This window comes from Microbacterium sp. NPDC019599 (assembly GCF_040632175.1).
Taxonomy (GTDB): domain Bacteria; phylum Actinomycetota; class Actinomycetes; order Actinomycetales; family Microbacteriaceae; genus Microbacterium.
Genome location: NZ_JBEYBL010000001.1, coordinates 637,986 through 661,108, shown reverse-complemented (window position 1 = coordinate 661,108; position 23,123 = coordinate 637,986). Strand labels below are relative to the sequence as shown.

The window sequence follows — 23,123 nt, the reverse complement described above, 5'->3', positions numbered from 1 at the left end:
GGCTCAGACTAGTGCCCGGCCGGGGCGGCGCACAGAGCCCAACTAGACTGTCGTGGTGTCTGAAATCACCCCCGATCTCGTGCGCCATCTCGGTGTGCTCGCCAGGATCCAGCTGAGTGACGAGGAGGTCGAGCGCCTCACCGGACAGCTCGACGTGATCGTCGACAACATCGCGAAGGTGTCCCAGGTCGCGACGCCCGACGTCGCCGCGACGAGCCACCCGATCCCGATGGAGAACGTCTTCCGTGCCGACGAGGTGGGCACGACGCTCACCCCCGAGCAGGCCCTCTCCAACGCCCCGGATTCCGCCGACGGCCGCTTCCGCGTGACCGCCATTCTGGGGGAGGAGCAGTGAGCGACCTGATCCGCCTGACGGCCGCAGCCCTCGCCGACAAGCTCGCCTCGGGCGAGGTGTCCAGCGTCGAGGCGACGCAGGCCCACCTCGACCGCATCGCCGAGGTCGACGGCGATGTGCACGCCTTCCTGCACGTGAGCGACCAGGCCCTCGACGTCGCGGCGGACCTCGACCGTCGCCGTGCCGCGGGGGAGTCGCTCGGCGCCCTCGCGGGCGTGCCGCTCGCGATCAAGGACGTCCTCGTGACGACGGACATGCCGTCCACGAGCGGCTCGAAGATCCTCGAGGGCTACATGTCGCCCTTCGACGCGACCGTGGTCGCGCGCTCGCGCGCCGCGGGCCTCGTGCCGCTCGGCAAGACCAACATGGACGAGTTCGCGATGGGCTCGTCGACGGAGCACTCGGCGTACGGGCCGACGCGCAACCCGTGGGATCTCGACCGCATCCCCGGCGGCTCGGGCGGCGGCTCGGCCGCGGCGGTCGCGGCCTTCGAGGCGCCCCTCGCGCTCGGCTCCGACACGGGAGGCTCCATCCGCCAGCCCGCGCACGTGACCGGCACCGTGGGCATCAAGCCCACGTACGGCGGCGTCAGCCGCTACGGCGCGATCGCGCTCGCGTCGAGCCTCGACCAGGTCGGGCCCGTGACGCGCACGGTCCTGGACGCAGGCCTCCTGCACGACGTGATCGGCGGATACGACCCGCACGACTCGACGTCGCTCACCGACGCGTGGCCGTCCTTCGCCGAGGCTGCCCGCGAGGGCGCCCGCGGCGACGTGCTGAAGGGCCTCAAGGTCGGCGTCATCGCCGAGCTCCCCGACAGCGGCTTCCAGGCCGGCGTCTCGGCATCCTTCCGCTCGGCGCTTGCCGTCATGGAGGCGCACGGCGCCGAGATCGTCGAGATCAGCGCCCCCCACTTCGAGTACGGCGTCGCCGCGTACTACCTCGTGCTGCCCGCCGAGGCATCCAGCAACCTCGCGAAGTTCGACTCGGTCCGCTTCGGCATGCGCGTCACGCCGCACGCGAACTCGACGGTCGAGGACGTCATGGCGGCCACCCGTGAGGCCGGGTTCGGCGACGAGGTCAAGCGACGCATCATCCTCGGCACCTACGCCCTCTCGGCCGGGTACTACGACGCGTACTACGGCTCGGCGCAGAAGGTCCGCACGCTCATCCAGCGCGACTTCGACGCCGCATTCGCCCAGGTCGACGTCATCGCGACGCCGTCGGCGCCCACGACGGCGTTCAAGCTGGGCGAGAAGATCGACGACCCGCTGCAGATGTACCTCAACGACGTCACGACGATCCCCGCCAACCTCGCCGGCGTTCCGGGCATCTCGATCCCCTCGGGTCTTGCGGAGGAGGACGGCCTTCCGGTCGGCATCCAGTTCCTCGCCCCCGCGCGCGAGGACGCCCGCCTCTACCGGGTCGGAGCCGCGCTCGAGGCGGCGCTGGAGGATTCGTGGGGCGGTCCGCTGCTGGACAGGGCACCCGCGGTCGGTGCGAGGGGAGGAGTCCGCTGATGGCCAAGGACAAGCTGATGGACTTCGACCAGGCCCTCGAGCTCTTCGAGCCCGTGCTCGGGTTCGAGGTCCACGTCGAGCTCAACACGAAGACGAAGATGTTCTCCGCGGCGGGCAACCCCGCCAACGCCGAGAACCACGGCGCCGAGCCCAACACGCTCGTGGCTCCCGTCGACATGGGTCTTCCCGGTTCGCTGCCGGTCGTCAACGAGCAGGCCGTCCGCCACTCGATCAGCCTCGGGCTCGCCCTCGGCTGCTCGATCGCGCCCTCGAGCCGCTTCGCCCGGAAGAACTACTTCTACCCCGACCTCGGCAAGAACTACCAGATCTCGCAGTACGACGAGCCCATCGCGTTCGAGGGTCAGGTCGAGGTCGAGCTGCCGGACGGCACGATCGTCCAGGTGCCGATCGAGCGGGCCCACATGGAAGAGGATGCCGGCAAGCTGACCCACATCGGCGGTGCGACGGGTCGCATCCAGGGTGCCGAGTACTCGCTCGTCGACTACAACCGCGCGGGCGTGCCGCTCGTCGAGATCGTCACGAAGCCCATCTTCGGCGCGGAGCACGGCGCGCCGGAGCTCGCGGCCGCGTACGTCCGCACGATCCGCGACATCGTCATCGCGCTGGGCATCTCGGAGGCCCGCATGGAGCGCGGCAACCTGCGCTGCGACGCGAACGTCTCGCTCCGCCCGCGCGTCGCGCCCGGCGAGCCCGCCGCGCCGCTCGGCACCCGCACCGAGACGAAGAACGTCAACTCCATGCGCTCGGTCGAGCGGGCCGTGCGCTACGAGATCCAGCGCCAGGCCGCGATCCTCGACGCCGGCGGCTCGATCACGCAGGAGACGCGCCACTGGCACGAGGACACCGGCACCACGTCGCCCGGACGTCCCAAGTCCGATGCGGACGACTACCGGTACTTCCCCGAGCCCGACCTCCTGCCGGTCGCGCCGGCCGCTGAGCTGATCGAGGAGCTGCGCGCCGCCCTGCCCGAGGCGCCCGCCGTCCACCGTCGTCGGCTGAAGGCGGAGTGGGGCTTCGGCGACATCGACTTCCAGGGTGTCGTGAACGCCGGGCTCCTCGCCGAGGTCGAGGCGACGATCGCCGCCGGCGCCTCGCCGACCGCGGCGCGCAAGTGGTGGACGGGCGAGATCCTGCGCATCGCGAACGCCGAAGGCCGCGATGCGTCGGATCTCATCACGCCCGCGGACGTCGCCGCGCTGCAGGGCCTCATCGACGCCGGCACCCTCACCGACAAGCTCGCGCGCCAGGTGCTCGAGGGCGTCATCGCAGGTGAAGGCACTCCGCAGGAGGTCGTCGACGCGCGCGGCCTTGCGGTCGTGTCCGACGACGGTGCGCTCGTCGCGGCCATCGACGAAGCGCTCGCCGCGCAGCCCGACGTCCTCGAGAAGATCCGCGACGGCAAGGTGCAGGCGGCCGGTGCCGTCATCGGCGCGGTCATGAAGGCGATGAAGGGACAGGCGGATGCTGCGCGCGTCCGTGAGCTGATCCTCGAGCGCGCCGCGCAGTAAGCGCGAGCGCTCTCGCAGGGGCAGGACGGTCCAGGCGGATCCGTCCTGCCCCCTCGTCATTGCGGGAACTCGCGCCGCGTCGGCGGCAGCGGGGAGAATCGTTGACATGGGACGCGGCGACGGGACGGGCCGTGTCGTCTCGCCCGAAGGCGCCGACGACACGGGGACCGGCATCCTGCATGTCGACATGGACGCGTTCTACGTGTCCGTCGCGATCCTCGACGACCCGTCGCTGAAGGGGAAGCCCGTCATCACGGGTTCGCCCGAAGGTCGCGGCGTCGTCGCGAGCGCGAGCTACGAGGCGCGCCGGTACGGCGTCCGCTCCGCGATGCCCGTGTCGCAGGCGCTCCGCCTATGTCCGACGGCGATCACGGTGCAGCCGCGCTTCGACCGCATCAACGAGTTGTCGAGTCAGGTCATGGGCATCTTCGACGACTTCACTCCGCTCGTCGAGCCGCTCTCGATCGACGAGGCCTTCCTCGACGTGCGCGGAGCGCGCCGGCTGTGGGGCAGTCCCGGGCAGATCGCGGTGCTGCTGCGCCGGCGCGTGTTCGAGGAGACCGGGCTCACGTGCAGCGTCGGCGTCGCGGCGACCAAGCACGTCGCCAAGATCGCGTCGACGCTCAGCAAGCCCGACGGGCTCCTCATCGTCGCCGGGCCCGACACTGCGGCCTTCCTCGCGACACTGCCGGCGCGCGCCCTGTGGGGCGTCGGGCCGAAGGCGGGCGAGGCGCTCGAGGCACGCGGCATCCACACCGTGGCCGACATCCTGGAAACCCCGCGGTCCGTCCTCGACCGTGCGCTCGGGCCCGCGATGGGTGACCGGGTCTGGCACCTCGCGCGCGGACTGGACGCACGCTCCGTCGAGACCGCGCGCGTCGAGAAGAGCGTCGGGCACGAGGAGACGTTCCTCCGCGACATCGACGATCCGGCGATCCTGCGGACGGAGTTCCGGCGGCTCGCCGATCGGGTCGGCACCCGCTTGCGCAAGCACGCGTGGGAGGCGTCGACGATCTCCATCAAGGTCCGCTTCGCCGACTTCACGACGATCACGCGCTCGCAGACGCTGCCCGAGCCGACGTCGGTCGGCAGGCGGATCGGCGAGGCCGCGCTCGAGCTCTTCGAGGCCGTCGAGCGCCGGCAGCCCGTGCGACTCGTGGGCGTCCGGGGCGAGAGGCTCCGCCCCGTCGCGGGCGACCTGCCCACGCTGTGGGACGACGACGAGGACTGGCGCAGCCTCGAAGGCGCGCTCGACGATGCCGCGGCGAGATTCGGGCGCGGCGCCGTGACGCGGGCCACGCTGATCGGTCGTTCCCGCGACGGCGGCGCGCTTCCGGTGAACCGGCGAACGCCGTCACCCGACTGATCGCTGATCCGACGCAAAGGGTGATGTCGGCCTGGGCAGGGGTCGGCTCCGACGGGTAGCGTGGGCGTATGCCCAACATCGCACTCGAGCTCGGCAAGCAGTCAGCGACCTTCGGCGTCCACAGCGCCTATGGCGAGCAGCAGGATGTCGACGGCATCCGAGTCATCCCCGTCGCCCTGACCTGGTCCGGGTTCGGAGGCGGATCGGACGAAGCGGGCAACGGCGGGGGCGGCGGCGGCGGTTGGTCGGTTCCCCTCGGCGCATACATCCGCAAGGGCGGTGACCTGCGGTTCGAGCCGAACCTCGTGTCGCTGCTCGCGGTGGCGATTCCGTTCGTCTGGGTCGCCGGACGCACGCTCAGCCGTGTCATCCGGGCCCTCAAGAAGTAGCGCGGACCCGGTCGCCGACGCACTCGAGATCGCTGCGGCCAAGGTCGTCGCGGCGGTCCGAGAGCTGCGCGCGGCCAATCCGGTCGTCCTCATCGACGGGCGCAGCGGATCCGGCAAGACGTCGCTCGCCCGCCAGCTGATCGCACGCTGGCCCCTTCGCGGACGGGTGCAGCTCGTCGCGCTCGACGATCTGTACCCGGGCTGGGACGGGCTGACCGAAGGCGTCGAGGCGGCGCGCAGCCAGGTCCTGCATCCGCACGCGCGCGGGCTGATCGGCGTCTGGCAACGGTGGGATTGGGATGCCTCGACCCACGCCGAAGCCCACGCCGTGGATCCGTCGCTCGCCCTCATCGTCGAGGGAGCAGGGCTCCTCACGGAAGCGACGGCGAAGCTCGGCGACGTGCGGGTGTGGCTCGAGTCGCCGGCGACGTCACGCAAGCGCCGCGCGCTCACGCGCGACGGAGAGACGTATCGGCCCCACTGGGATCGCTGGGCAGAGCAGGAGGCACGGCACATCGCCCTCGACGATCCGCGCCGGCACGCGACGCTCGTGTTCGAGGTGCCCTGACGGCCTACGCGCCCTCGGCCGCCTTCACGAGTCCGTCGAGGCGGTAGCCGAGCCAGTCGTAGATCCCGAAGCGCGGGTCCTGGTCGTCGTGGTCGTCCTCATCCTGGATGCCGAGCCGCGAGGCGAGGACGAGGCGGAGCGCCGCGAGCGTGCGAAGCCACGCGTACAGCGCTTCCGGATCCAGCTCGACGATCGACATCCGCGTGAGCGTGTGCTCGTCGTCGGCCAGCGCGGGATCGGCCGCGCTGTGGAGGGTCGCGAGCACGGTCGCGGCATCCGTCGACCGGCGGTCGAGGAGCTCGCGCTGCGTCAGCGAGCGGAATTCACGCGACGCGTCCGGATCGTCCGCGTACGCGTCCGGCACGAGGCGGGCGACCGCGGGATCGTCGGGGGTCGCCTCGCCAGCCTCGGCCGTCTCGGCGAGGAGTTCGGCGAACTGCTCCACGAGGCGAGCGAGGTGCCGCGCCTCCACGTGGGCCATCTCGAGCACGACGAGTCTCTCGGTCATCGGGGTGCCTCCCTCACTGTCGCCCACAGCCCGTAGTCGTGCATCGCCCGCGCGTGGAGCTCCATCTGCTCGCGCGCGCCCTCGGCCACGACGGCGTGCCCGTCGTGGTGGACCGCGAGCATGAGCCGCTCGGCCGTGGCCCGCGGGAATCCGAAGTACTCGCGGAAGACGTGCACGACATAGCTCATGAGGTTGACGGGATCGTTCCAGACGACTGTCTGCCAGACGCGGGCGGAGTCGGTCGTGGAATGGAGATCGACGTCTTCGCGGGTGTCGGGTGTCGCGACGCCGGCCATCACGCCCACCCGAGCTCGTGGAGCCGATCGTCGTCGATGCCGTAGAAGTGCGCGATCTCGTGGACGAGAGTCGTGTGCACCTCGTCGCGCAGCTCGTCCTCCGTCTCGCAGGCCGCGAGGTGGGGCTCGCGGTAGACGATGATGCGGTCGGGGAGCTCACCCACGCCGTACCGCTCGCGCTCGGTGAGCGCCCATCCGTCGTAGAGACCGAACAGGTCGAGACTGCCGTCCTCCGGACGGTCTTCGACGACGAACACGACGTTGTCGAGTCCGTCGACCATGTCGTCGGGGAGCAGATCGAGTTCGTCGACGACGAGCGATTCGAACGCCTCGACATCCATCTCGATCATGCGCGACTCGCATCGCACCACATGGGGTGAGTAACGGGACTTGAACCCGCGACCCCCTGGACCACAACCAGGTGCTCTACCAACTGAGCTATACCCACCATGTCTCCCGCGTGAGCGGGCAACCAGACGATTCTCTCACACCCCGGGAGCGAATGCGGACACGACGGAGGCCGCGGCGGCGCGTGCGCCATCGCTGGTCGGACCGGGCTGCGGGACGAAGACCGCCTGGCGGTAGTACGCCAGTTCGCGGATGGACTCGCGGATGTCGGCGAGCGCGCGGTGACCGCCGCCCTTGGCGGGGGCGTGGATGTAGGCGCGCGGGTACCAGCGGCGGGCGAGCTCCTTGACGCTCGACACGTCGACATTGCGGTAGTGCAGCCAGCGGTCGATGCGCGGCATGTACTTCGCGAGGAACATCCGGTCGGTGCCGATCGTGTTGCCGGCGAGCGGGGCCTTGCCCTCGAGCGGGACGAACTGCTGGATGTACTCCAGGGCCTGGAACTCGGCATCCGCCGTGCTCACGCCGTTGGGGATCTCGTCGAGCAGTCCCGAGCTGGCGTGCATGTCGCGCACGAACTCACTCATGTGGGCGAGCGCCGAGTCGTCGGGCTTGATCACGATCTCGAAGCCCGGATGCAGCGGTCGCAGCTCGAAGTCGGTCACGACGACGGCGATCTCGACGAGCTCGTCCTGGTCTAGATCGAGGCCCGTCATCTCGCAATCGATCCACACGAGCCGATCGTTCCCGGAAGCGCCCACCATGCCGACCATCCTAATAACGGCCGGCGACGCTCTGGCGGCCCTGGTCGGCGAGGATTTCCTGTCCGGCGGAGCAGAGAGCTTCCGCGAGTGTCGCCGGAGCGCGCGAGGAGGTCAGAGGGCCCCTCCGGGAGGATTCGAACCCCCGACCTGGCGGGTAGAAACCGCTCGCTCTGTCCCCTGAGCTACGGAGGGAAGGATGCCTACAGGCTACCGGGCGACAGGTCCGGTCAGGAATCGGCGTTCGCGGCGTTCTTCGGATGGATTCCGTGAACTGCCTGTCAAGCGCTGGCCACGGTGCCGAGGCGGGCGTAGCGTCGGGAACGCGATGCGGAGAGGAGTTCCACATGAGTGAGACGCAGACACGTCGCCTTTGGGTGGCGTACGGACCGGCGGGCGCGGTCGGGTCGATCGAGAAGAGCGCGGAGGACGCCTTCACCGTGAAGATGGTCGGGGCCGACGCCCCAGTGGGCACGTATCCCGCCCTCGAGGTCGCCAAGAGCGCGCTGGTCTCTCACCTCAAGCCGGGTTCGGATCGGCCTGAGTTCCGCGAGCACTGACTCCGACGCGCCGCCCGGCGCGTGACGGACGCCTCGTGTCGAAGACAGGCAGCGCGAGGTGGACGAGCGGTCCGATTAGTACCGCGAAGAGCACCGTGCCGATGCCTACCGTGCCTCCGAGCAGCCACCCCAGCAACAGGACCGTGGCCTCGACGAGCAGGCGGCACAGCCAGACCGGCCACCCCAGGCGTTTGTGCATGCCCGTCATGAGGCCGTCGCGTGGACCGGGGCCGAACTGCGCGCCGATGTAGAGGCTTGACGCCACCGCAACAGCCGCGATGCCGGCAAGGAGCACCGCGAACTGCAGGAGGATCCCGCTCACGGGCGGGATGACGAAGAGCGCGAACTGCATGCTCGTGCCCACGAGCAGGATGTTCGCGATCGTCCCGATCCCGGGCTTCTGGCGTAGGGGGATCCAGAACAGCAGCACGAGGAACCCGATGATGTTCGCGACCCAGCCGATGCCGATGCCCGTGTGGACCGACAGGCCCTCGGCGAAGACCGTCCACGGGTCGACGCCGAGGCCCGCCTCGACCGTGAGGGCGCAACCGACGCCGTAGAGGAAGAGGCCGATGAGCAGCTGGGTGATGCGGCGGGTCATGCATTGATCCAATCGCAAGATTGGACTGAGCTATGCAGTCCAATTCGGCTATTCTGGCCTCATGGACTCCCGCATCTCGGCTCGCGCCCTCACAGCGGCGCTCGGTGGGTGGCGCACGAGCGAGCCGGCGTATGAAGCGCTGGCTGACAGCATCCGTCTGCTCTGCCTCGACAACCGCCTCGCGCCGCGGACCGCTCTCCCGGCCGAGCGGGAGCTCGCCGCCGCGCTGCATGTGAGCCGGAGCACCGTGGCCGCGGCGTACCGGAGTCTGCGCGACACGAGCCACATCTCGAGCACGCGCGGGTCGGGGAGCGTGACGCTTCCGCTGGGGCGACGGGACCCGGGCTCGGCCTCCTTCGAAGGCGCCATCGATCTGCAGCAGGCCAGTCCGCCGTCTTGGCCTGGCCTCGCCGGCGTCATCGGCGATGTCGCAGGACGTGCCGCCGCGCTCGTCGGGCGCACCGGCTACGACGTGCTCGGGCGGCTCGAGCTGCGCGCCGCGATCGCAGAGCGCTACTCCGCCCGCGGCATCCTGACCGATCCGGGCGAGATCCTCGTCACGACGGGAGCCCAGGCAGCGATCCACCTCCTCGCCTCCGTGCTGCTCGGACGCGGCGACCGCGTCCTGATCGAGACCCCGACGTACCCGCACGCCGCCGATTCGCTGCGCGGGGCGGGCGCGCGGCTCGTCGGTCTGCCCGTCACGACCTCGGACGGCTGGGACGTCGATCGAGCGCAACAGGCACTCGCGCGGACGCTCCCGGTCGCGGCCTACCTCATGCCCGACTTCCAGAATCCGACAGGTCGGAGCATGACGGGTCACGAGCGCGACGCGATCCTGGATGCCGCCGAACGCGCGGGCACGGTGCTCGTGCTCGACGAGACGACGGCCGACCTCGACATCGACCGAGGCCGCGTCGCGCCGGGCTTCGGCGGCGCGGAGCACGGTTCGATCGTGCGGATCGGCTCCTTCGGGAAGTCGGTGTGGGGCGGGCTGCGTGTCGGATGGATCCGGGCCGGCGCGGACCTCGTCCGCCGGCTCGTCGCGGCGCGCTCATCGCACGACCTCGGGACGCCCGAGTTCGAGCAGGCCGTCGCCGCCGAACTGCTGCCGCGGTTCGGCGAGATCCTCGCCCAGCGCTCGCACCTCCTGGGGGAGGGTCGCGACGCCGCGGTGGGCGCGCTGCGCGCCGTGCTCCCGGAGTGGACCGTGCCGAGCCCGCACGGCGGTGTCTCGCTGTGGATCGAGCTCGACGCCCCGCTGAGCTCGGCCCTCGTCATGGATGCTCGGTCCCGAGGGCTCCTGCTCTCGGCTGGTCCGCGCTTCTCCGTCGACGGCGGTCACGACCGACACCTTCGGCTCCCGTTCACGGCGCCCGTCGACGAGCTGGAACGCGCGGTCGGCATCCTCGCCGACTCCTGGCGCCGTGTGCGCACGGGTGCTCCCGTCGCGGTCACGGAGCAGCTCGAAGCCCTCGTCTGACCCCTCATCGCCCGAGCCGCAGGCAATCGACGGCGTCGTCCGCCGACCAGAACTCTCCAAGATCGCGGAAGGCTCCGGATGCTGTGTGGAACCGTCGCGCGCGAAATCGCGTGCCGCCGCCGTCGACGGCGAGGGCCTCCAAGTGGCCGATGATCCGGCCGCGGTCGTCGATGACGCGCCAGAGCGCCGTGGCGGCGGCCGCCAGTCGTACGTGAGACCCGCGTCGCAGACGCGGTGCCGAGGGTGCGGGTCGGTCGATGATCGTCATGGTGCTCCTCTCACATTCGAAGATATGTGCGACCTCCGACATCGACCGCGGCTCCGGTCCGGGGGCCGCGACCGTCCGCTCCTCCCCACCGGGGCTCACCTCCCGCGCTGTCCCCACAGCCCTATTTGGGCGACGAAGAGCCGGGCGGTGCGCGGCATCCTGATGCGGTCGCTGCCACCCGACGGGCACTCGGGCGGCAGCGCGGATCCGAGGATCGGCCTCGGGCAAGAGAGAAGGATGCGAAATGACCGACACCATCACCGTCACCGGCAACATCGCGACGCCGCCGGAGCACAAGCGCACGCCAGGCGGGGTCGCCATCACGACGTTCCGCGTCGCGAGCGGCCTCCGCCGGTTCGACCGGAACACCAGCAGCTGGGTCGATTCGGGGACCAACTGGTACACCGTCTCGACGTTCCGCAGTCTCGCTGAGCATGCCATGGCGTCGCTCAACAAGGGCGACCGCGTGATCGTCACGGGGCGCCTGCGACTGCGGGAATGGGACACCGGCGCGAAGAAGGGCATCACCGCCGAGATCGACGCGGATGCGATCGGCCACGACCTCCTCTTCGGAACGACGCGGTTCGAGCGGGGAGCCGGGGTAGCCGGTGCGGCTCCGGCGAGCTGGACCGCTCCGCCGACGCCGGAGGCATGGGCGGTCCCCGGGACGGAGGAGCTCGAGCAGCTGCTCGCCGACGAGGCCGCACAGGTGCCCGACGAGGCCGTACCCGAGGACGTGGAGACCCCGTTCTGACGCGCGGCGAGTGCTCGGGGACGCCGCCTAGACTCTCCCTGTGTCACGACCCGAGCACTCCCGACGCCCATCGCGCCGCCGAGCCGTGGCCGCGTCCGACCACCGCTTGCGAACCTCGGCCGCGCTCGCTGCGGGGGTGATCCTCGCCGCCGGCGTCCTGGCAGGCTGTGCGCCCGCAGGGCCGGGCGAGTCGTCTCCGAGTTCCACGGGCACCCCCAGCCCGACGGCTTCCCAGTCGCCCACATCCTCTCCGACGCCGACGGAGACCACGCCGACCCTGGATCCGGCCGGGACCGCGGAGGACAACCTCGACTACTTCGCGGCCATCGTCGACAGCGTGTGGGCAGGCCCCGACAAGGTGTCGGGCCGCGCATACATCGACGCGCTGGTGGCGGGCGGCTTCGACAAGGGCGCGATGCAGGTCACGAACGACCTGTCCACCGTCGGCAACCCGGCCGAGAGCATCCAGTTCTCCGTGCTGTGGGCGGGGGAGTGCCTCGTCGGCCAGGTAGGACCCGCGACGGGCGAGCCGGTCGCCGTCGTCCTGCCGGTCGTCGGCGACGGTTCGTGCCTGATCGGCAGCACGCGTCCCATCGACTGGTGACTCCCAGTCCTCTAGAGAGGACGTCGTGTCGTGCGGCGACGGGATGATGCCGGTCACACCCGCCCCGCAGAGTGGAACCCGCGACTCGGCCCGTAGACTGGACAGGTTATGGCTGAGTACATCTACCAGATGGTCCGTGCCCGCAAAGCGGTCGGCGAGAAGCTGATCCTCGATGACGTCACGATGGCGTTCCTCCCCGGCGCCAAGATCGGCATGGTCGGTCCGAACGGGGCGGGAAAGTCCACGATCCTCAAGATCATGGCGGGTCTCGACCACCCCTCGAACGGCGAGGCGAAGCTCACGCCGGGGTTCACCGTCGGCATCCTCATGCAGGAGCCCGAGCTCGACGAGACCAAGACCGTGCTCGAGAACATCCAGGACGGCATCGCGATCAAGGAGAAGCTCGATCGGTTCAACGAGATCTCGGGTCTCATGGCCGACCCGGACGCCGACTTCGACGCGCTGCTGGCCGAGATGGGCACGCTCCAGGAGGAGATCGACGCGGCTGACGCGTGGGACCTCGACTCGCAGCTCGAGCAGGCGATGGACGCGCTGCGCACGCCGCCGGGGGATTCCAGCATCCCGGTCCTGTCGGGTGGTGAGAAGCGCCGCGTCGCGCTGACGAAGCTGCTCCTCCAGAAGCCCGACCTGCTGCTCCTCGACGAGCCCACCAACCACCTCGACGCCGAGAGCGTCCTGTGGCTCGAGCAGCACCTGCAGAAGTACCCCGGCGCCGTCATCGCCATCACGCACGACCGGTACTTCCTCGACAACGTCGCGGAGTGGATCGCCGAGGTCGACCGCGGCCGGCTGATCGGCTACGAGGGCAACTACTCCACGTACCTCGAGAAGAAGCGCGAGCGCCTCGACATCCAGGGCAAGAAGGACGCGAAGCTCGCCAAGCGCCTCGCGGAGGAGCTCGAGTGGGTGCGCTCCAACCAGAAGGGCCGCCAGGCCAAGTCGAAGGCGCGCCTCGCGCGCTACGAGGAGATGGCGGCCGAGGCGGATCGCACGCGCAAGCTCGACTTCGAGGAGATCCAGATCCCGCCGGGGCCCCGCCTGGGCAGCGTCGTGATCGAGGCCAAGAAGCTGCAGAAGGGCTTCGACGGCCGCTCGCTCATCGACGGGCTGACCTTCAGCCTGCCGCCGAACGGCATCGTCGGCGTCATCGGTCCCAACGGCGTCGGAAAGACGACGCTCTTCAAGACGATCGTCGGCCTCGAGTCGCTCGACGGCGGAGATCTCAAGATCGGCGAGACCGTCAAGATCAGCTACGTCGACCAGAGCCGCGCGAACATCGACCCCAACAAGACGCTGTGGGAGGTCGTGTCGGACGGACTCGACATCATCACGGTCGGCAAGATCGAGATCCCCTCGCGCGCCTACGTCTCGAAGTTCGGGTTCAAGGGTCCCGACCAGCAGAAGAAGGCCGGCGTCCTCTCGGGCGGCGAGCGCAACCGCCTCAACCTCGCTCTGACGCTCAAGGAGGGCGGCAACCTGCTGCTCCTGGACGAGCCGACGAACGACCTCGACGTCGAGACGCTCAGCAGCCTCGAGAACGCGCTCCTCGAGTTCCCGGGCTGTGCCGTCGTCATCACGCACGACCGGTGGTTCCTCGACCGCATCGCGACGCACATCCTCGCCTACGAGGGCACCGACGAGGACCCCGATCAGTGGTACTGGTTCGAGGGCAACTTCGAGGCCTACGAAGAGAACAAGATCGCGCGCCTGGGCCTCGAGGCCGCCAAGCCGCATCGCTCGACCTACCGCAAGCTCACTCGTGACTGACGACCCTGTCGCAGAGGTGGAGGCGACGCCGGACGGCGCTCGCCTCCACATCCCGATCCCGCTGCGCTGGGGTGACCTCGACGCGTTCAACCACGTCAACAACACGTCGATGCTCAAGCTGCTGGAGGAGGCGCGCGTGCGCGCGTTCTGGCTGCCGGCCCCCGGCGAGGCCGCTCCCTCGACTGCGGTGCTCGAATCCGGCCTGCACAGCGGCATCCTGACCCTCATCGCGCGGCAGGAGATCGAGTACCTCGCTCCCGTGCCGTATCAGCGGCATCCGCTCGACGTGCAGATGTGGTTCGGCAAGCTCGGCGGCTCGAGCATCGAGGTCTGCTACGAGGTGTGCAGCCCTCGTGAGACGGCCGACGAGGATGGCAGCCAGATGGTCTACGCTCGGGCGACGACGGTCGTCGTGAAAGTGGATGCCGAGACCGGCCGCCCGCTTCGGCTCTCGCCCGAGGAGCGCGCCGCCTGGCAGCCGTATCAGGGCCCGCCGATCGTCTACGCGCACCGCGCCTGAGCGAGCACTCGCGCACAGGCGCTGAGGCGCACGCGGACCGCGCCTGAGCCGGCGGCGGACGGCCGCGCCTGCCGCAAGGCCACGGCTGAACCGAGCTCAGTCCGGGATGCGGACCATGATCTCCTGCGCCACGCTGGCGACGAGCACGCCGTCGGACGTGTAGATCCGGCCCGTCGCGAGCCCCCGCCCGCCCCGGGCGCTGGGCGACGTCTGCACGTACAGCAGCCACTCGTCGACGCGGCCCGGACGGTGCCACCACATCGCGTGGTCGAGGCTCGCGACCTTGAGCCCCGGCCGCGTCCACGCGATCCCGTGCGCCCGCAGGATCGACTCCTGGATCGTCAGGTCGCTGATGTAGGCGAGGGCGGCCCGATGCACCGCCGGATCGTCCGGCAGCGGGCTGCGCGCCCGCATCCACACCGCCTGCCTCGGCTCGTGCCCGCCCTCGACCGACAGGTAGATGGGCGACGGAACGTGCCGGAGGTCGACGGGTCGATCGAGGAACAGACGCTTGCTCATGGGGTGCAGGCCCGTCAGATGGTCCTCGAGGTCGGGGAGTTCCTCTGGGCGCGGGATGCCGTCCGGCATCGGCTCCTGATGCTCGATGCCGGGGTCCTCGTCCTGGAACGACGCGATCATCGAGAAGATCGGGACGCCCTCCTGGAACGCCTGCGTGCGCCGAGTCGAGAAGGAGCGGCCGTCGTGGATGCGATCGACGGCGAAGGTGATGCCCTCCGAGGAGTCGCCCGGCCTCAGGAAGTAGCCGTGCATCGAGTGCACGTTGCGGCCGTCCGGGATCGTCCGCTCCGCCGCGACGATTGACTGCGCGAGGACCTGGCCGCCGTAGACCCGCCCGAGCGGCATGGGCTGCGAGACCCCCGTGAAGATGTCCTCCGTGGTCCGCGCCTGCGAGTCGGCGAGATCGAGGACTGCCAGCAGCGACGCGATCGGGTCGGCGTCCGGCTTCGCCTCGTCGGATTGAGCGGCGTCGGTCACGGCATCCTCTCGAACTCTGCGGGAGGGGTCCCGCGACGCTTGGTAGTTTAGGGCGGATGTCGCAGCGCCTGATCTTCCCCGACGCCGAGGCCGCCGCCGACGCTCTCACATTCGCCAGCCGGACCGCGATGGTCGGCGACGGTGGAGTGCGCCTGCAGGCCGCGAACGGCACCCTCGCGATGACGTCGGCTCCGCTCGCCCCGCGCGGCCTGCTGGATTCCACGCCCACGGTCCTGGCTCTGCGCGCGCTCCCGGTGGATCCCGAGCTTCTGTGCGACATCGTCGTCGAGGCGACCCAGCTCGCTCAGGCGCCCGACGACAGCCGAGCCGTCGAGCTGCCCGAGACGGGCCTTTCGCCGGCGTGGGCCGGCGTCGCGCCGCCCCGCACCGGCTGGGAGGCGTCCGGGACGATCTCTGCAGCGGACCTCGCGTCGCGCGCCCAGTTCGGCATCGCGTCGGTCGCCGAGTCGATGCCCGCCGACCCGGGTGAGGACGTCGTCCGCGCCGTCCGGGCGACGGTGTGGGCAGCGCCCGACGACACGCTCCGGGGCCTTCCGCTCGGTGCCGCGTTCGCGGCCTTCGCGCTCGGCTTCATCGTCGGCGAAGAGGAGGCTCGCGTCTTCTCGTCGGGGCCGTGGACGCGCATCACGCTGAGGCGCGGGCACGTACTCGTCCGCGGACCCGTGCGCAGCGGGCTCACGCCTGTCCGCGAGACCGGGGCGGCTCGCTGACGGGAGGCGACAGCATCCGGCGATCCCCGCGTAGCGGTGCCAGACTGACGCCGTGACACTGATCGATGACGCCATCTACGTCGACGGACGGCGGGTCGCGAGCCCGGCGAGCCTCACCGGCACGCTCGAGGCGCTCGACGAGGCGGGCGGATTCGCGTGGATCGGCCTCTACCGGCCTGATCAGGACGAGCTCGGCCTCGCCGCGACGGAGTTCGGCCTGCACGAGCTCGCGGTCGAGGACGCGCTCACGGGACATCAGCGCGCGAAGCTCGATCGCTACGGCGATACGAGATTCGTCGTCCTCCGCCCCGCGCGCTACCTCGACGCGGACGAGGAGGTTGAGTTCGGCGAGGTGCACGTCTTCGTCGGCAGGAACTTCGTCATCGCGATCCGGCACGCGGAGTCGCCGAACCTCGCGAAGGTGCGCGCGCGCCTCGAGAGCCGGCCCGACCTGCTGGAGCGGGGTCCCCTGGGCGTCCTGTACGCGATCGTCGATCAGGTCGTCGACGAGTACGAGCCGGTCGTGGCGGGCCTCGAGAACGACATCGACGAGATCGAGTTCCAGCTCTTCGGCGGCGATCGCGCGGTCGCCCGGCGCATCTATGACCTTTCCGGCGAGGTCATGGAGCTGCAGCGCGCCATCCGGCCGCTCGTGAAGATCCTGTCGACGGTTCGGGAGGATCTCCAGGCCGACCTGCCCCAGGATCCGCATGCGCTCGAGCTCCGCCGGTCGTTCCGCGACGTGCTCGATCACGTCATCTCGATCACGGAGAAGGTCGACGAGTTCCGTCAGACGCTCTCGAACGCGCTCATGACCCACACGACGCTCGTCGCCCAGCAGCAGAACGACGAAATGCGCATCCTCACCGAGACGAGCCTCGCGCAGTCCGAGCAGGCCAAGAAGATCTCCGCCTGGGCTGCCGTCATCTTCGCGCCGTCGCTGGTCGCGGCGATCTACGGGATGAACTTCCGCGCGATGCCCGGGGTGACTTGGGGCGGAGGCTTCCTGTTCGCACTCCTGCTCATGACCCTGTCGGCGGTCGTGCTGTTCCTCGTGTTCCGCGCGCGGAAGTGGCTCTGACCGCCGAGGGGCAGCCAGAGCCCTCGCCGGACCGCGATCGCGCTCAGACGGACGCCGCGACAGCCCTGCCTGCGGCGCGGCCCGAGAAGAGGCATCCGCCGACGAACGTGCCCTCCAGCGCGCGATAGCCGTGCACGCCGCCGCCGCCGAAGCCGCTGGCCTCACCCGCCGCGTACAGGCCCGGAACCGGCTCACCCGACGCGCCGAGCGCTCGCCCTGAGAGATCCGTCTCGATGCCGCCCAGCGACTTGCGCGTGAGGACGTGCAGCTTCACGGCGATGAGCGGACCCGCCTGCGGGTCGAGGATGCGGTGCGGCTTGGCGGTGCGGACGAGCTTGTCGCCGCGGTAGGCGCGCGCCGAGCGCAGCATGGCGACCTGGGCGTCCTTCGTGAACGCGTTGTCGATCTCGCGGTCGCGGGCCTCGAGCTCGAAGCGCACACGGTCGCCGTCGAGCGACTCGCCGCCCGGCAGCTCCTTCATCCCGGCGATCAGGTCGTCGAGGTTGTCGCGCACGACGAAGTCGGCCCCGTGGTCCATGAACGCCTGGACGGGCCCGGCCGCGCCCTTCATCAGCCGGGACTTGACGAGGAGCTTGATGTCCTTGCCGGTGAGGTCGGGGTTCTGCTCGCTGCCCGAGAGCGTGAACTCCTTCTCGATGATCTTCTTCGACAGCACGAACCACGAGTGGTCGTAGCCGGTGGCGCGCAGGTGCGCGAGCGTGCCGAGCGTGTCGAAGCCTGGGTACAGCGGGACGGGCAGGCGGTTGCCCGTGGCGTCGAGCCAGACCGACGACGGGCCGGGGAGGATCCGGATGCCGTGTCCGGGCCAGATCGGATCCCAGTTCTGGATGCCCTCGACGTAGTGCCACATGCGGTCGCCGTTGATGAGGCGCGCGCCCGAGGCCTCCGCGACGGGGTACATGGAGCCGTCGACGTAGGACGGGACGCCGGTGACCATCGTGGAGGGAGCCGGCCCCAGTCGCGACGGCCACTGCGCGCGGACGAGGTCGTGGTTGCCGCCGATGCCGCCCGACGAGACGATCGTCGCGGACGCCGAGACCTCGAACGAGCCGACGACCTCCCGCGAGCTCGCGATGCCACGCGCCGAGCCGGAGGGGGCGAGCACATCGCCCGCCGCGCCCGTCACGGCGCCGTCGGTCGTCACGATCGACGTCACACGGTGGCGCGGCAGGATCGTGATGAGTCCGGCGGTCTCGGCGGCCTCGACGGCCGCCTGGAAGGGCGCGACGATCCCGGGCCCCGTTCCCCACGTGATGTGGAACCGCGGGACGGAGTTGCCGGGGCCGGTCGCCCCGTAGCCGCCGCGCTCGGCCCAGCCCACGACGGGGAAGAGGCCGACGCCCTTCTCGCGCAGCCACGAGCGCTTCTCGCCGGCGGCGAACTGCAGGTAGGCCTCGGCCCAGCGCTTGGGCCAGGCATCCTCCTCGCGGTCGAATCCCGCGTTGCCGAACCAGTCCTGCCGTGCGAGGTCGAGCGAGTCCTTGATGCCCATGCGACGCTGCTCGGGGGAGTCGACGAGGAACAGACCGCCGAACGACCACCATGCCTGCCCGCCCAGGTTCGTGCGCGGCTCCTGGTCGACGATGACGACCTTCTTGCCGGCCGCGGCGGCTTCGCTCGCGGCGACGAGACCGGCGAGGCCCCAGCCGATCACGAGCACATCGGCGGAATGGGTGGTGGCGAGGGGCATGACGACTCCTTCGTCGTTCGGGGGGATTGTCAGGAGGGTGCGCCGTCGGGTGGCGACGCGGTGAGGGGGATGGAGGTCCGGGGCGCGCCGGCTTCGCGCACGTCGGGTCGGGATGCCGCGTCCCGGCCGCCCGAGGAGGGTCCGATGCCCGTCGGCTCGAAGGTGTTCACCATGGCGTGGGCGGCGCGCTGCAGGTAGTCCCACAGCGTCGCCTCGTGCAGCGGCGACAGCTCGAGGCCGTCGACAGCCTCGCGCATGTGCGCGAGCCACCGGTCGCGGGCCTCGGGATTGACGTGGAAGGGCGCGTGGCGCATGCGCAGGCGCGGGTGCCCGCGCTCCTGGCCGTACGTCGTGGGGCCGCCCCAGTACTGCTCCAGGAACATCAGGAGGCGGTGCGCGGCAGGTCCGAGGTCCTCCTCGGGATACATCGGCCGCAGGACTTCGTCGTCGGCGACGCCGCTGTAGAAGCTCTCGACGAGCTTCGCGAACGTCGCGTGACCGCCGACCTCGTCGTAGAAGCTCAGCGGCGAGGGGGTCGGCTCGGCAGCCGGGGTGGCGGCATCCGTCATGGCGTCGGCTCCCCGTCCGCGCGCTCGGCGTTCGGTGTCTCCGCCTTCGGCCGGCGCGGCTTGCGCGGCTTCCACACCGGCTTCTCGGGGACCTGCTGCGCGATGGGGTGGGGCTTCGTCTTGGGCGGGTTCGCACCGCGCACCCGCTGCGCCGCTTCCAGCCCCGTCAGCGTGATCGAGTTCAGCTGGGGGAGGGTGAGACCCAGCTCGTCGATCGCATGCTTCAGGCGCATCCGCAGCTCGCGGGCGACGTCGTCCTTCGCGTTCGCGCGCGTCTTCATGACGACGCGGATGACGAGCGCGTCGCCCGACACCGACTCGAGGCCCCACACCTCGGGCTTCTCGATGATGCGGCTGCGCCACTTGGGATCGGCGGCCAGACTCTTCGCGGCCTCGAGCATCGCCGACTCGACGTCGTCGATGTGGGCGTCGACAGGGACGGCGAGGTCGATGATGACGCGCGACCAGCCCATGGACATGTTGCCGATGCGCGTGATCTCGCCGTTGCGGACGTACCAGAGCGTGCCGTTGACGTCGCGGACGTGCGTCACGCGCACGCTCACGTACTCGACGATGCCCGTCGCAAGGCCCAGGTCGACGACGTCGCCGATGCCGACCTGGTCCTCCGCGACGATGAAGATGCCGTTGAGGACGTCCTTGACGATGTTCTGCGCCCCGAAGCCGAGCCCCGCGCCGATCGCCGCCGTGAGCAGCGTGAACGAGCCGAGGACGTCCGGGCTGATCGCGTAGACGATGAGGACGACGGCCAGGATGACGATCGTCGTGTTGACGATGTTCGTCAGGATCGACCCGAGGGTCCGGGTGCGCTGGACGAGTCGCACCTGAGCGAGCGGCGAGCGGTCCAGCGCCTGCGTGTCGGCGACCTGCGCCTTGGATTTGGCACCCGAGACGATGCGGTTCACGATCCGGTCGATGAGGCGCCGCATGATCCAGACGACGATCATCGCGCAGACGATGATGCCGAGGATCCAGAGCAGCTTCGTGCCCACCGTCTGGAGGAATCCCAGGAGGTTCTCTCCGACTTGCGCCCAGTCGAGCGTGCTCGTGCTCTCTTCCGCGTTTTCCAGTCGCATCATCCCGATCCTAACGACGGATGCCCCGCCCGACCTGGGCGGGGCATCCAGGTGTGTGGACTACTGCGCGTCGCGCTCTTGGACGGCAAGGGCCCGCTCGACGCCCGCGAGGTTCTCGCTCACGAGGCGACGCAAAGCCGGAGCCGCCTCGCCGTTCGCCGCGAGCCACGCGCGCGTCGCGTCGCGCAGCGCGACGCTCGCGAGCGGTGCCGGATACAGCCCGACGATGAGGTACTGCGCGATCTGGTAGCTGCGCGACTCCCACACCGGGAGCAGCATGTCGAAGTACGGTGCGACGAAGTCGCCGAGCACCTCGACACCTGCAGGGTGGACGAAGCCGAGCGCGGCCGAGCGCACGATGGTGTTCGGCAGGCTGTCGTCGTCGATGAGCGACGACCACGCCGCCTGCTTCGCGTCCGACGTCGGAAGCGCGGCCTTGGCCTGAGCCGCGAACTCGCCGCCCTTCGCCGTGTTGTCCGCCGCGAGCGCCGCCTCGATGTCGGACTCGGTCACGACCCCGCCCGCCGCGAGCGACACGAGCAGCTGCCATGAGAGGTCCGTGTCGATGTCGAGCCCGTCGAACGAGACCGCTCCGTCGCGCACCTGCCGGACCTTGTCCCAGTGGGTGCTCGTCGACGCCGCGCTCGCGAACGCCGTCACGAGCTGAAGCTGGCTGTCGCTGCCGGCTTCGGCGGCCTGCGCGAGCTCCCACAGCCCGTCCGCGACCCGCGTGCGAGTCGCCGTCCGCTTCTCGGGGGCGACGTAGGAGTTCGCGGCGAGCTGCAGCTGGGCGAGGGTCGTGCGGATCGTCGTCGACTCGGTCTCGGCGCCGATGTTGCGCAGCACCAGATCGATGTAGTCGCTCGGCGAGGCCTCGGCATCCCGTGTCTGATCCCAGGCGGCGCCCCACACGAGCGAGCGCGCGAGCGGGTCGCTGATCTTCGCGAGGTGCTCGATCGCCGTCGTGAGCGACCGCTCGTCGAGGCGGATCTTGGCGTAGGCGAGATCCTCGTCGTTGAGCAGCACGAGGTCGGGACGCTGCAGGCCCTTGAGCTCGGGGACCTCGGTCAGATCGCCGTCGACGTCTAGCTCCACGCGGTGGACGCGCACGAGGGCGTCGCCCTGGAGGCTGTAGAAGCCCACGCCGAGGCGGTGCGGACGGATCGTCGGGTAGTCGGCGGGAGCCGTCTGGACGATCGCGAAGCGCGTGATGACGCCGTCAGGACCGGTCGCGATCTCGGGCGACAGGGTGTTCACGCCCGCCGTCTCGAGCCACTTCTTCGACCAGGTCGCAAGCTCGCGGCCGCTCGTGGTCTCGAGCTCGGTGAGGAGGTCCGACAGCTCGGTGTTCGAGAACTCGTGCTTCTTGAAGTACGCCGCGACACCGGCGAAGAAGGCCTCGACGCCGACCCACGCGGCCAGCTGCTTGAGGACCGAGCCGCCCTTCGCATACGTGATGCCGTCGAAATTGACCTGCACGTCCTCGAGGTCGTTGATCGTCGCGACGACCGGGTGCGTCGAGGGGAGCTGGTCCTGGCGGTACGCCCAGGTCTTCTCCATCGCGTTGAAGGTCGTCCACGCCTCGGTCCACTCGGTGGCCTCGGCCGTGGCGATCGTCGACGCCCACTCGGCGAACGACTCGTTGAGCCACAGGTCGTTCCACCACTTCATCGTGACGAGGTCGCCGAACCACATGTGGGCGAGCTCGTGCAGGATCGTCACGACGCGGCGCTCGCGGACAGCATCCGTCACCTTCGAGCGGAAGACGTACGTCTCGGTGAAGGTGACCGCGCCCGCGTTCTCCATGGCGCCGGCGTTGAACTCCGGCACGAAGAGCTGGTCGTACTTCGCGAAGGGGTACGGGTAGCCGAACTTCTCCTCGAAGTAGGCGAAGCCCTTGCGCGTGATGTCGAAGACGTAGTCGGCGTCGAGGTGCTGCCACAGGCTCTTGCGCGCGAAGACGCCGAGCGGGATGACGCGTCCCGACGAGCTCGTGAGCTCGGAGCGGGTCTCTTCGTAGGGCCCCGCGACGAGCGCCGTGATGTACGACGAGATGCGCGGGGTGGGCTCGAAGACCCACGTCGCCGCGCCGTCGCCGTGCTTCTTGGGCTCGGGGGTCGGCGAGTTCGAGACGACCTTCCACGGCTCCGGAGCCGTGATTGTGAACTGGAACGTCGCCTTCAGATCGGGCTGCTCGAACACCGCGAAGACGCGGCGCGAATCCGGCACTTCGAACTGCGAGTACAGGTACACCTCGCCGTCGACGGGGTCGACGAACCGGTGCAGGCCCTCGCCCGTGTTGGTGTACAGGGCGTCGGCGTCGACGACCAGCTCGTTGTCCGCCTCGAGCCCGTCCAGCGCGATGCGGGAGTCCGCGAACGCCGTCGCAGGGTCGATCGAGCGGCCGTTGAGTGTGATCTCGCGGACCTCTCGCGCGATGAGGTCGATGAAGGTGGAGGCGCCGGGGGTCGCCGAGAAGCGCACGACCGAGCGCGACCCGAAGACCTCCTCGCCCTGCGTCAGATTGAGGCTGATCTCATACGAGTGCGTCTCGACGACCGCACGGCGCTCCTGCGCCTCGATGCGGGTGAGGTTCTCTCCAGGCACTTCGCTCTGCTCCCGTTCGTGATGGGGGTGGGACGATCTCGATCCGCGGCAGACGCCGCTGTTCGATCCGTGGTCGCATCGACGCTGCTGGCGCCGGCGACAACCGCTCCAGCCTA

Annotated in this window: 25 protein-coding genes and 2 tRNA genes; 14 read left to right on the top strand and 13 right to left on the bottom strand. The window is 70.0% G+C overall.

The genetic code is table 11. The features are described 5' to 3' along the window. Positions 1 to 55: 55 nt before the first annotated feature. From gatC to ABZ477_RS03000, 6 genes are all read left to right on the top strand, one after another. A complete protein-coding gene (gatC, locus tag ABZ477_RS03025) occupies positions 56 to 355 on the top strand; it encodes an Asp-tRNA(Asn)/Glu-tRNA(Gln) amidotransferase subunit GatC (protein WP_360127612.1) in 300 nt (99 codons plus the stop codon). After that, positions 352 to 1,875 (top strand): Asp-tRNA(Asn)/Glu-tRNA(Gln) amidotransferase subunit GatA, encoded by a 1,524-nt coding sequence (gene gatA, locus ABZ477_RS03020; protein ID WP_360127609.1) that lies wholly within the window; start codon positions 352 to 354, stop codon positions 1,873 to 1,875. Before gatC ends, gatA begins: the two co-directional genes overlap by 4 nt. After that, a complete protein-coding gene (gatB, locus tag ABZ477_RS03015; RefSeq protein ID WP_360127606.1) occupies positions 1,875 to 3,404 on the top strand; it encodes an Asp-tRNA(Asn)/Glu-tRNA(Gln) amidotransferase subunit GatB in 1,530 nt (509 codons plus the stop codon). The genes gatA and gatB overlap by 1 nt, the downstream gene beginning before the upstream one ends. A gap of 106 nt (positions 3,405 to 3,510) precedes the next feature. Next, positions 3,511 to 4,770 carry a DNA polymerase IV gene (gene dinB, locus ABZ477_RS03010; RefSeq protein WP_360127603.1) on the top strand — a complete coding sequence of 420 codons (1,260 nt, stop codon included), beginning with the start codon at positions 3,511 to 3,513 and terminating at the stop codon, positions 4,768 to 4,770. Between the two features lie 68 nt (positions 4,771 to 4,838). Then, a complete protein-coding gene (locus ABZ477_RS03005; protein ID WP_360127600.1) occupies positions 4,839 to 5,159 on the top strand; it encodes a hypothetical protein in 321 nt (106 codons plus the stop codon). Next, positions 5,134 to 5,727, top strand: a complete 594-nt coding sequence (locus tag ABZ477_RS03000) for a hypothetical protein (RefSeq protein WP_360127597.1) — start codon at positions 5,134 to 5,136, stop codon at positions 5,725 to 5,727. Before ABZ477_RS03005 ends, ABZ477_RS03000 begins: the two co-directional genes overlap by 26 nt. A gap of 4 nt (positions 5,728 to 5,731) precedes the next feature. On the opposite strand, the gene ABZ477_RS02995 is transcribed toward ABZ477_RS03000, so the two are convergent. From ABZ477_RS02995 to ABZ477_RS02970, 6 genes are all read right to left on the bottom strand, one after another. Then, the gene (locus ABZ477_RS02995; protein WP_360127594.1) at positions 5,732 to 6,235 is read right to left on the bottom strand and encodes a DUF2017 family protein; all 504 of its coding nucleotides are present in this window, start codon (positions 6,233 to 6,235) and stop codon (positions 5,732 to 5,734) included. Next, positions 6,232 to 6,540: an ATP-dependent Clp protease adapter ClpS gene (gene clpS, locus ABZ477_RS02990; protein WP_360127591.1), complete on the bottom strand. Its 309-nt coding sequence runs from the start codon at positions 6,538 to 6,540 to the stop codon at positions 6,232 to 6,234. Before clpS ends, ABZ477_RS02995 begins: the two co-directional genes overlap by 4 nt. Next, the gene (locus ABZ477_RS02985; RefSeq protein WP_360127588.1) at positions 6,531 to 6,881 is read right to left on the bottom strand and encodes a metallopeptidase family protein; all 351 of its coding nucleotides are present in this window, start codon (positions 6,879 to 6,881) and stop codon (positions 6,531 to 6,533) included. Before ABZ477_RS02985 ends, clpS begins: the two co-directional genes overlap by 10 nt. A 22-nt stretch (positions 6,882 to 6,903) precedes the next feature. Further along, a tRNA-His gene (locus ABZ477_RS02980) sits at positions 6,904 to 6,979 on the bottom strand. 37 nt (positions 6,980 to 7,016) lie between these two features. Continuing rightward, entirely contained in the window at positions 7,017 to 7,643 is a 627-nt protein-coding gene (gene orn, locus ABZ477_RS02975; protein ID WP_360127585.1) for an oligoribonuclease, read from the bottom strand. A gap of 119 nt (positions 7,644 to 7,762) precedes the next feature. Continuing rightward, a tRNA-Arg gene (locus tag ABZ477_RS02970) sits at positions 7,763 to 7,835 on the bottom strand. Positions 7,836 to 7,987: 152 nt separating this feature from the next. Here ABZ477_RS02970 and ABZ477_RS02965 point away from each other — a divergent pair. Beyond that, on the top strand, positions 7,988 to 8,200 hold the full coding sequence (locus ABZ477_RS02965) for a methyltransferase (RefSeq protein WP_360127582.1): 213 nt from the start codon (positions 7,988 to 7,990) through the stop codon (positions 8,198 to 8,200). Here ABZ477_RS02965 and ABZ477_RS02960 read toward each other — a convergent pair. Beyond that, positions 8,160 to 8,801: a hypothetical protein gene (locus tag ABZ477_RS02960; protein ID WP_360127579.1), complete on the bottom strand. Its 642-nt coding sequence runs from the start codon at positions 8,799 to 8,801 to the stop codon at positions 8,160 to 8,162. The genes ABZ477_RS02965 and ABZ477_RS02960 overlap by 41 nt on opposite strands. A gap of 61 nt (positions 8,802 to 8,862) precedes the next feature. Here ABZ477_RS02960 and ABZ477_RS02955 point away from each other — a divergent pair, with 61 nt between their 5' ends. Next, the gene (locus tag ABZ477_RS02955) at positions 8,863 to 10,284 is read left to right on the top strand and encodes a PLP-dependent aminotransferase family protein (protein ID WP_360127576.1); all 1,422 of its coding nucleotides are present in this window, start codon (positions 8,863 to 8,865) and stop codon (positions 10,282 to 10,284) included. Between the two features lie 4 nt (positions 10,285 to 10,288). Here ABZ477_RS02955 and ABZ477_RS02950 read toward each other — a convergent pair whose 3' ends face one another. Then, complete coding sequence (locus ABZ477_RS02950; RefSeq protein ID WP_360127573.1) at positions 10,289 to 10,552, bottom strand: hypothetical protein; 264 nt, start codon at positions 10,550 to 10,552, stop codon at positions 10,289 to 10,291. Positions 10,553 to 10,796: 244 nt separating this feature from the next. Between ABZ477_RS02950 and ssb the strand changes: the two genes are divergently transcribed. The 4 genes from ssb to ABZ477_RS02930 all read left to right on the top strand — a co-directional run bounded on the left by ssb (position 10,797) and on the right by ABZ477_RS02930 (position 14,218). Then, positions 10,797 to 11,306: a single-stranded DNA-binding protein gene (gene ssb, locus ABZ477_RS02945; protein WP_360127570.1), complete on the top strand. Its 510-nt coding sequence runs from the start codon at positions 10,797 to 10,799 to the stop codon at positions 11,304 to 11,306. A gap of 40 nt (positions 11,307 to 11,346) precedes the next feature. Beyond that, the gene (locus tag ABZ477_RS02940; protein ID WP_360127567.1) at positions 11,347 to 11,910 is read left to right on the top strand and encodes a hypothetical protein; all 564 of its coding nucleotides are present in this window, start codon (positions 11,347 to 11,349) and stop codon (positions 11,908 to 11,910) included. A gap of 108 nt (positions 11,911 to 12,018) precedes the next feature. Further along, positions 12,019 to 13,698, top strand: coding sequence for an energy-dependent translational throttle protein EttA (gene ettA / locus ABZ477_RS02935; RefSeq protein WP_360127564.1), 1,680 nt, complete (start codon positions 12,019 to 12,021; stop codon positions 13,696 to 13,698). Further along, positions 13,691 to 14,218 carry a thioesterase family protein gene (locus tag ABZ477_RS02930; protein ID WP_360127561.1) on the top strand — a complete coding sequence of 176 codons (528 nt, stop codon included), beginning with the start codon at positions 13,691 to 13,693 and terminating at the stop codon, positions 14,216 to 14,218. The genes ettA and ABZ477_RS02930 overlap by 8 nt, the downstream gene beginning before the upstream one ends. A 96-nt stretch (positions 14,219 to 14,314) precedes the next feature. Here ABZ477_RS02930 and ABZ477_RS02925 read toward each other — a convergent pair whose 3' ends face one another. Next, a complete protein-coding gene (locus tag ABZ477_RS02925; protein WP_360127558.1) occupies positions 14,315 to 15,214 on the bottom strand; it encodes an acyl-CoA thioesterase II in 900 nt (299 codons plus the stop codon). 56 nt (positions 15,215 to 15,270) lie between these two features. Here ABZ477_RS02925 and ABZ477_RS02920 point away from each other — a divergent pair, with 56 nt between their 5' ends. After that, entirely contained in the window at positions 15,271 to 15,945 is a 675-nt protein-coding gene (locus ABZ477_RS02920; RefSeq protein WP_360127554.1) for a hypothetical protein, read from the top strand. A 52-nt stretch (positions 15,946 to 15,997) separates the two neighbouring features. Further along, positions 15,998 to 17,026 carry a magnesium and cobalt transport protein CorA gene (locus ABZ477_RS02915; RefSeq protein WP_360127551.1) on the top strand — a complete coding sequence of 343 codons (1,029 nt, stop codon included), beginning with the start codon at positions 15,998 to 16,000 and terminating at the stop codon, positions 17,024 to 17,026. A gap of 43 nt (positions 17,027 to 17,069) precedes the next feature. On the opposite strand, the gene ABZ477_RS02910 is transcribed toward ABZ477_RS02915, so the two are convergent. From ABZ477_RS02910 to pepN, 4 genes are read right to left on the bottom strand one after another with little or no spacing between them, the layout of a single operon-like run. After that, on the bottom strand, positions 17,070 to 18,737 hold the full coding sequence (locus ABZ477_RS02910) for an FAD-binding dehydrogenase (protein ID WP_360127549.1): 1,668 nt from the start codon (positions 18,735 to 18,737) through the stop codon (positions 17,070 to 17,072). 29 nt (positions 18,738 to 18,766) lie between these two features. After that, the gene (locus ABZ477_RS02905) at positions 18,767 to 19,306 is read right to left on the bottom strand and encodes a globin (protein ID WP_360127546.1); all 540 of its coding nucleotides are present in this window, start codon (positions 19,304 to 19,306) and stop codon (positions 18,767 to 18,769) included. Beyond that, positions 19,303 to 20,403, bottom strand: coding sequence for a mechanosensitive ion channel domain-containing protein (locus ABZ477_RS02900; protein ID WP_360127543.1), 1,101 nt, complete (start codon positions 20,401 to 20,403; stop codon positions 19,303 to 19,305). Before ABZ477_RS02900 ends, ABZ477_RS02905 begins: the two co-directional genes overlap by 4 nt. A 57-nt stretch (positions 20,404 to 20,460) precedes the next feature. After that, positions 20,461 to 23,007 carry an aminopeptidase N gene (pepN, locus tag ABZ477_RS02895; RefSeq protein WP_360127540.1) on the bottom strand — a complete coding sequence of 849 codons (2,547 nt, stop codon included), beginning with the start codon at positions 23,005 to 23,007 and terminating at the stop codon, positions 20,461 to 20,463. Positions 23,008 to 23,123 lie beyond the last annotated feature (116 nt).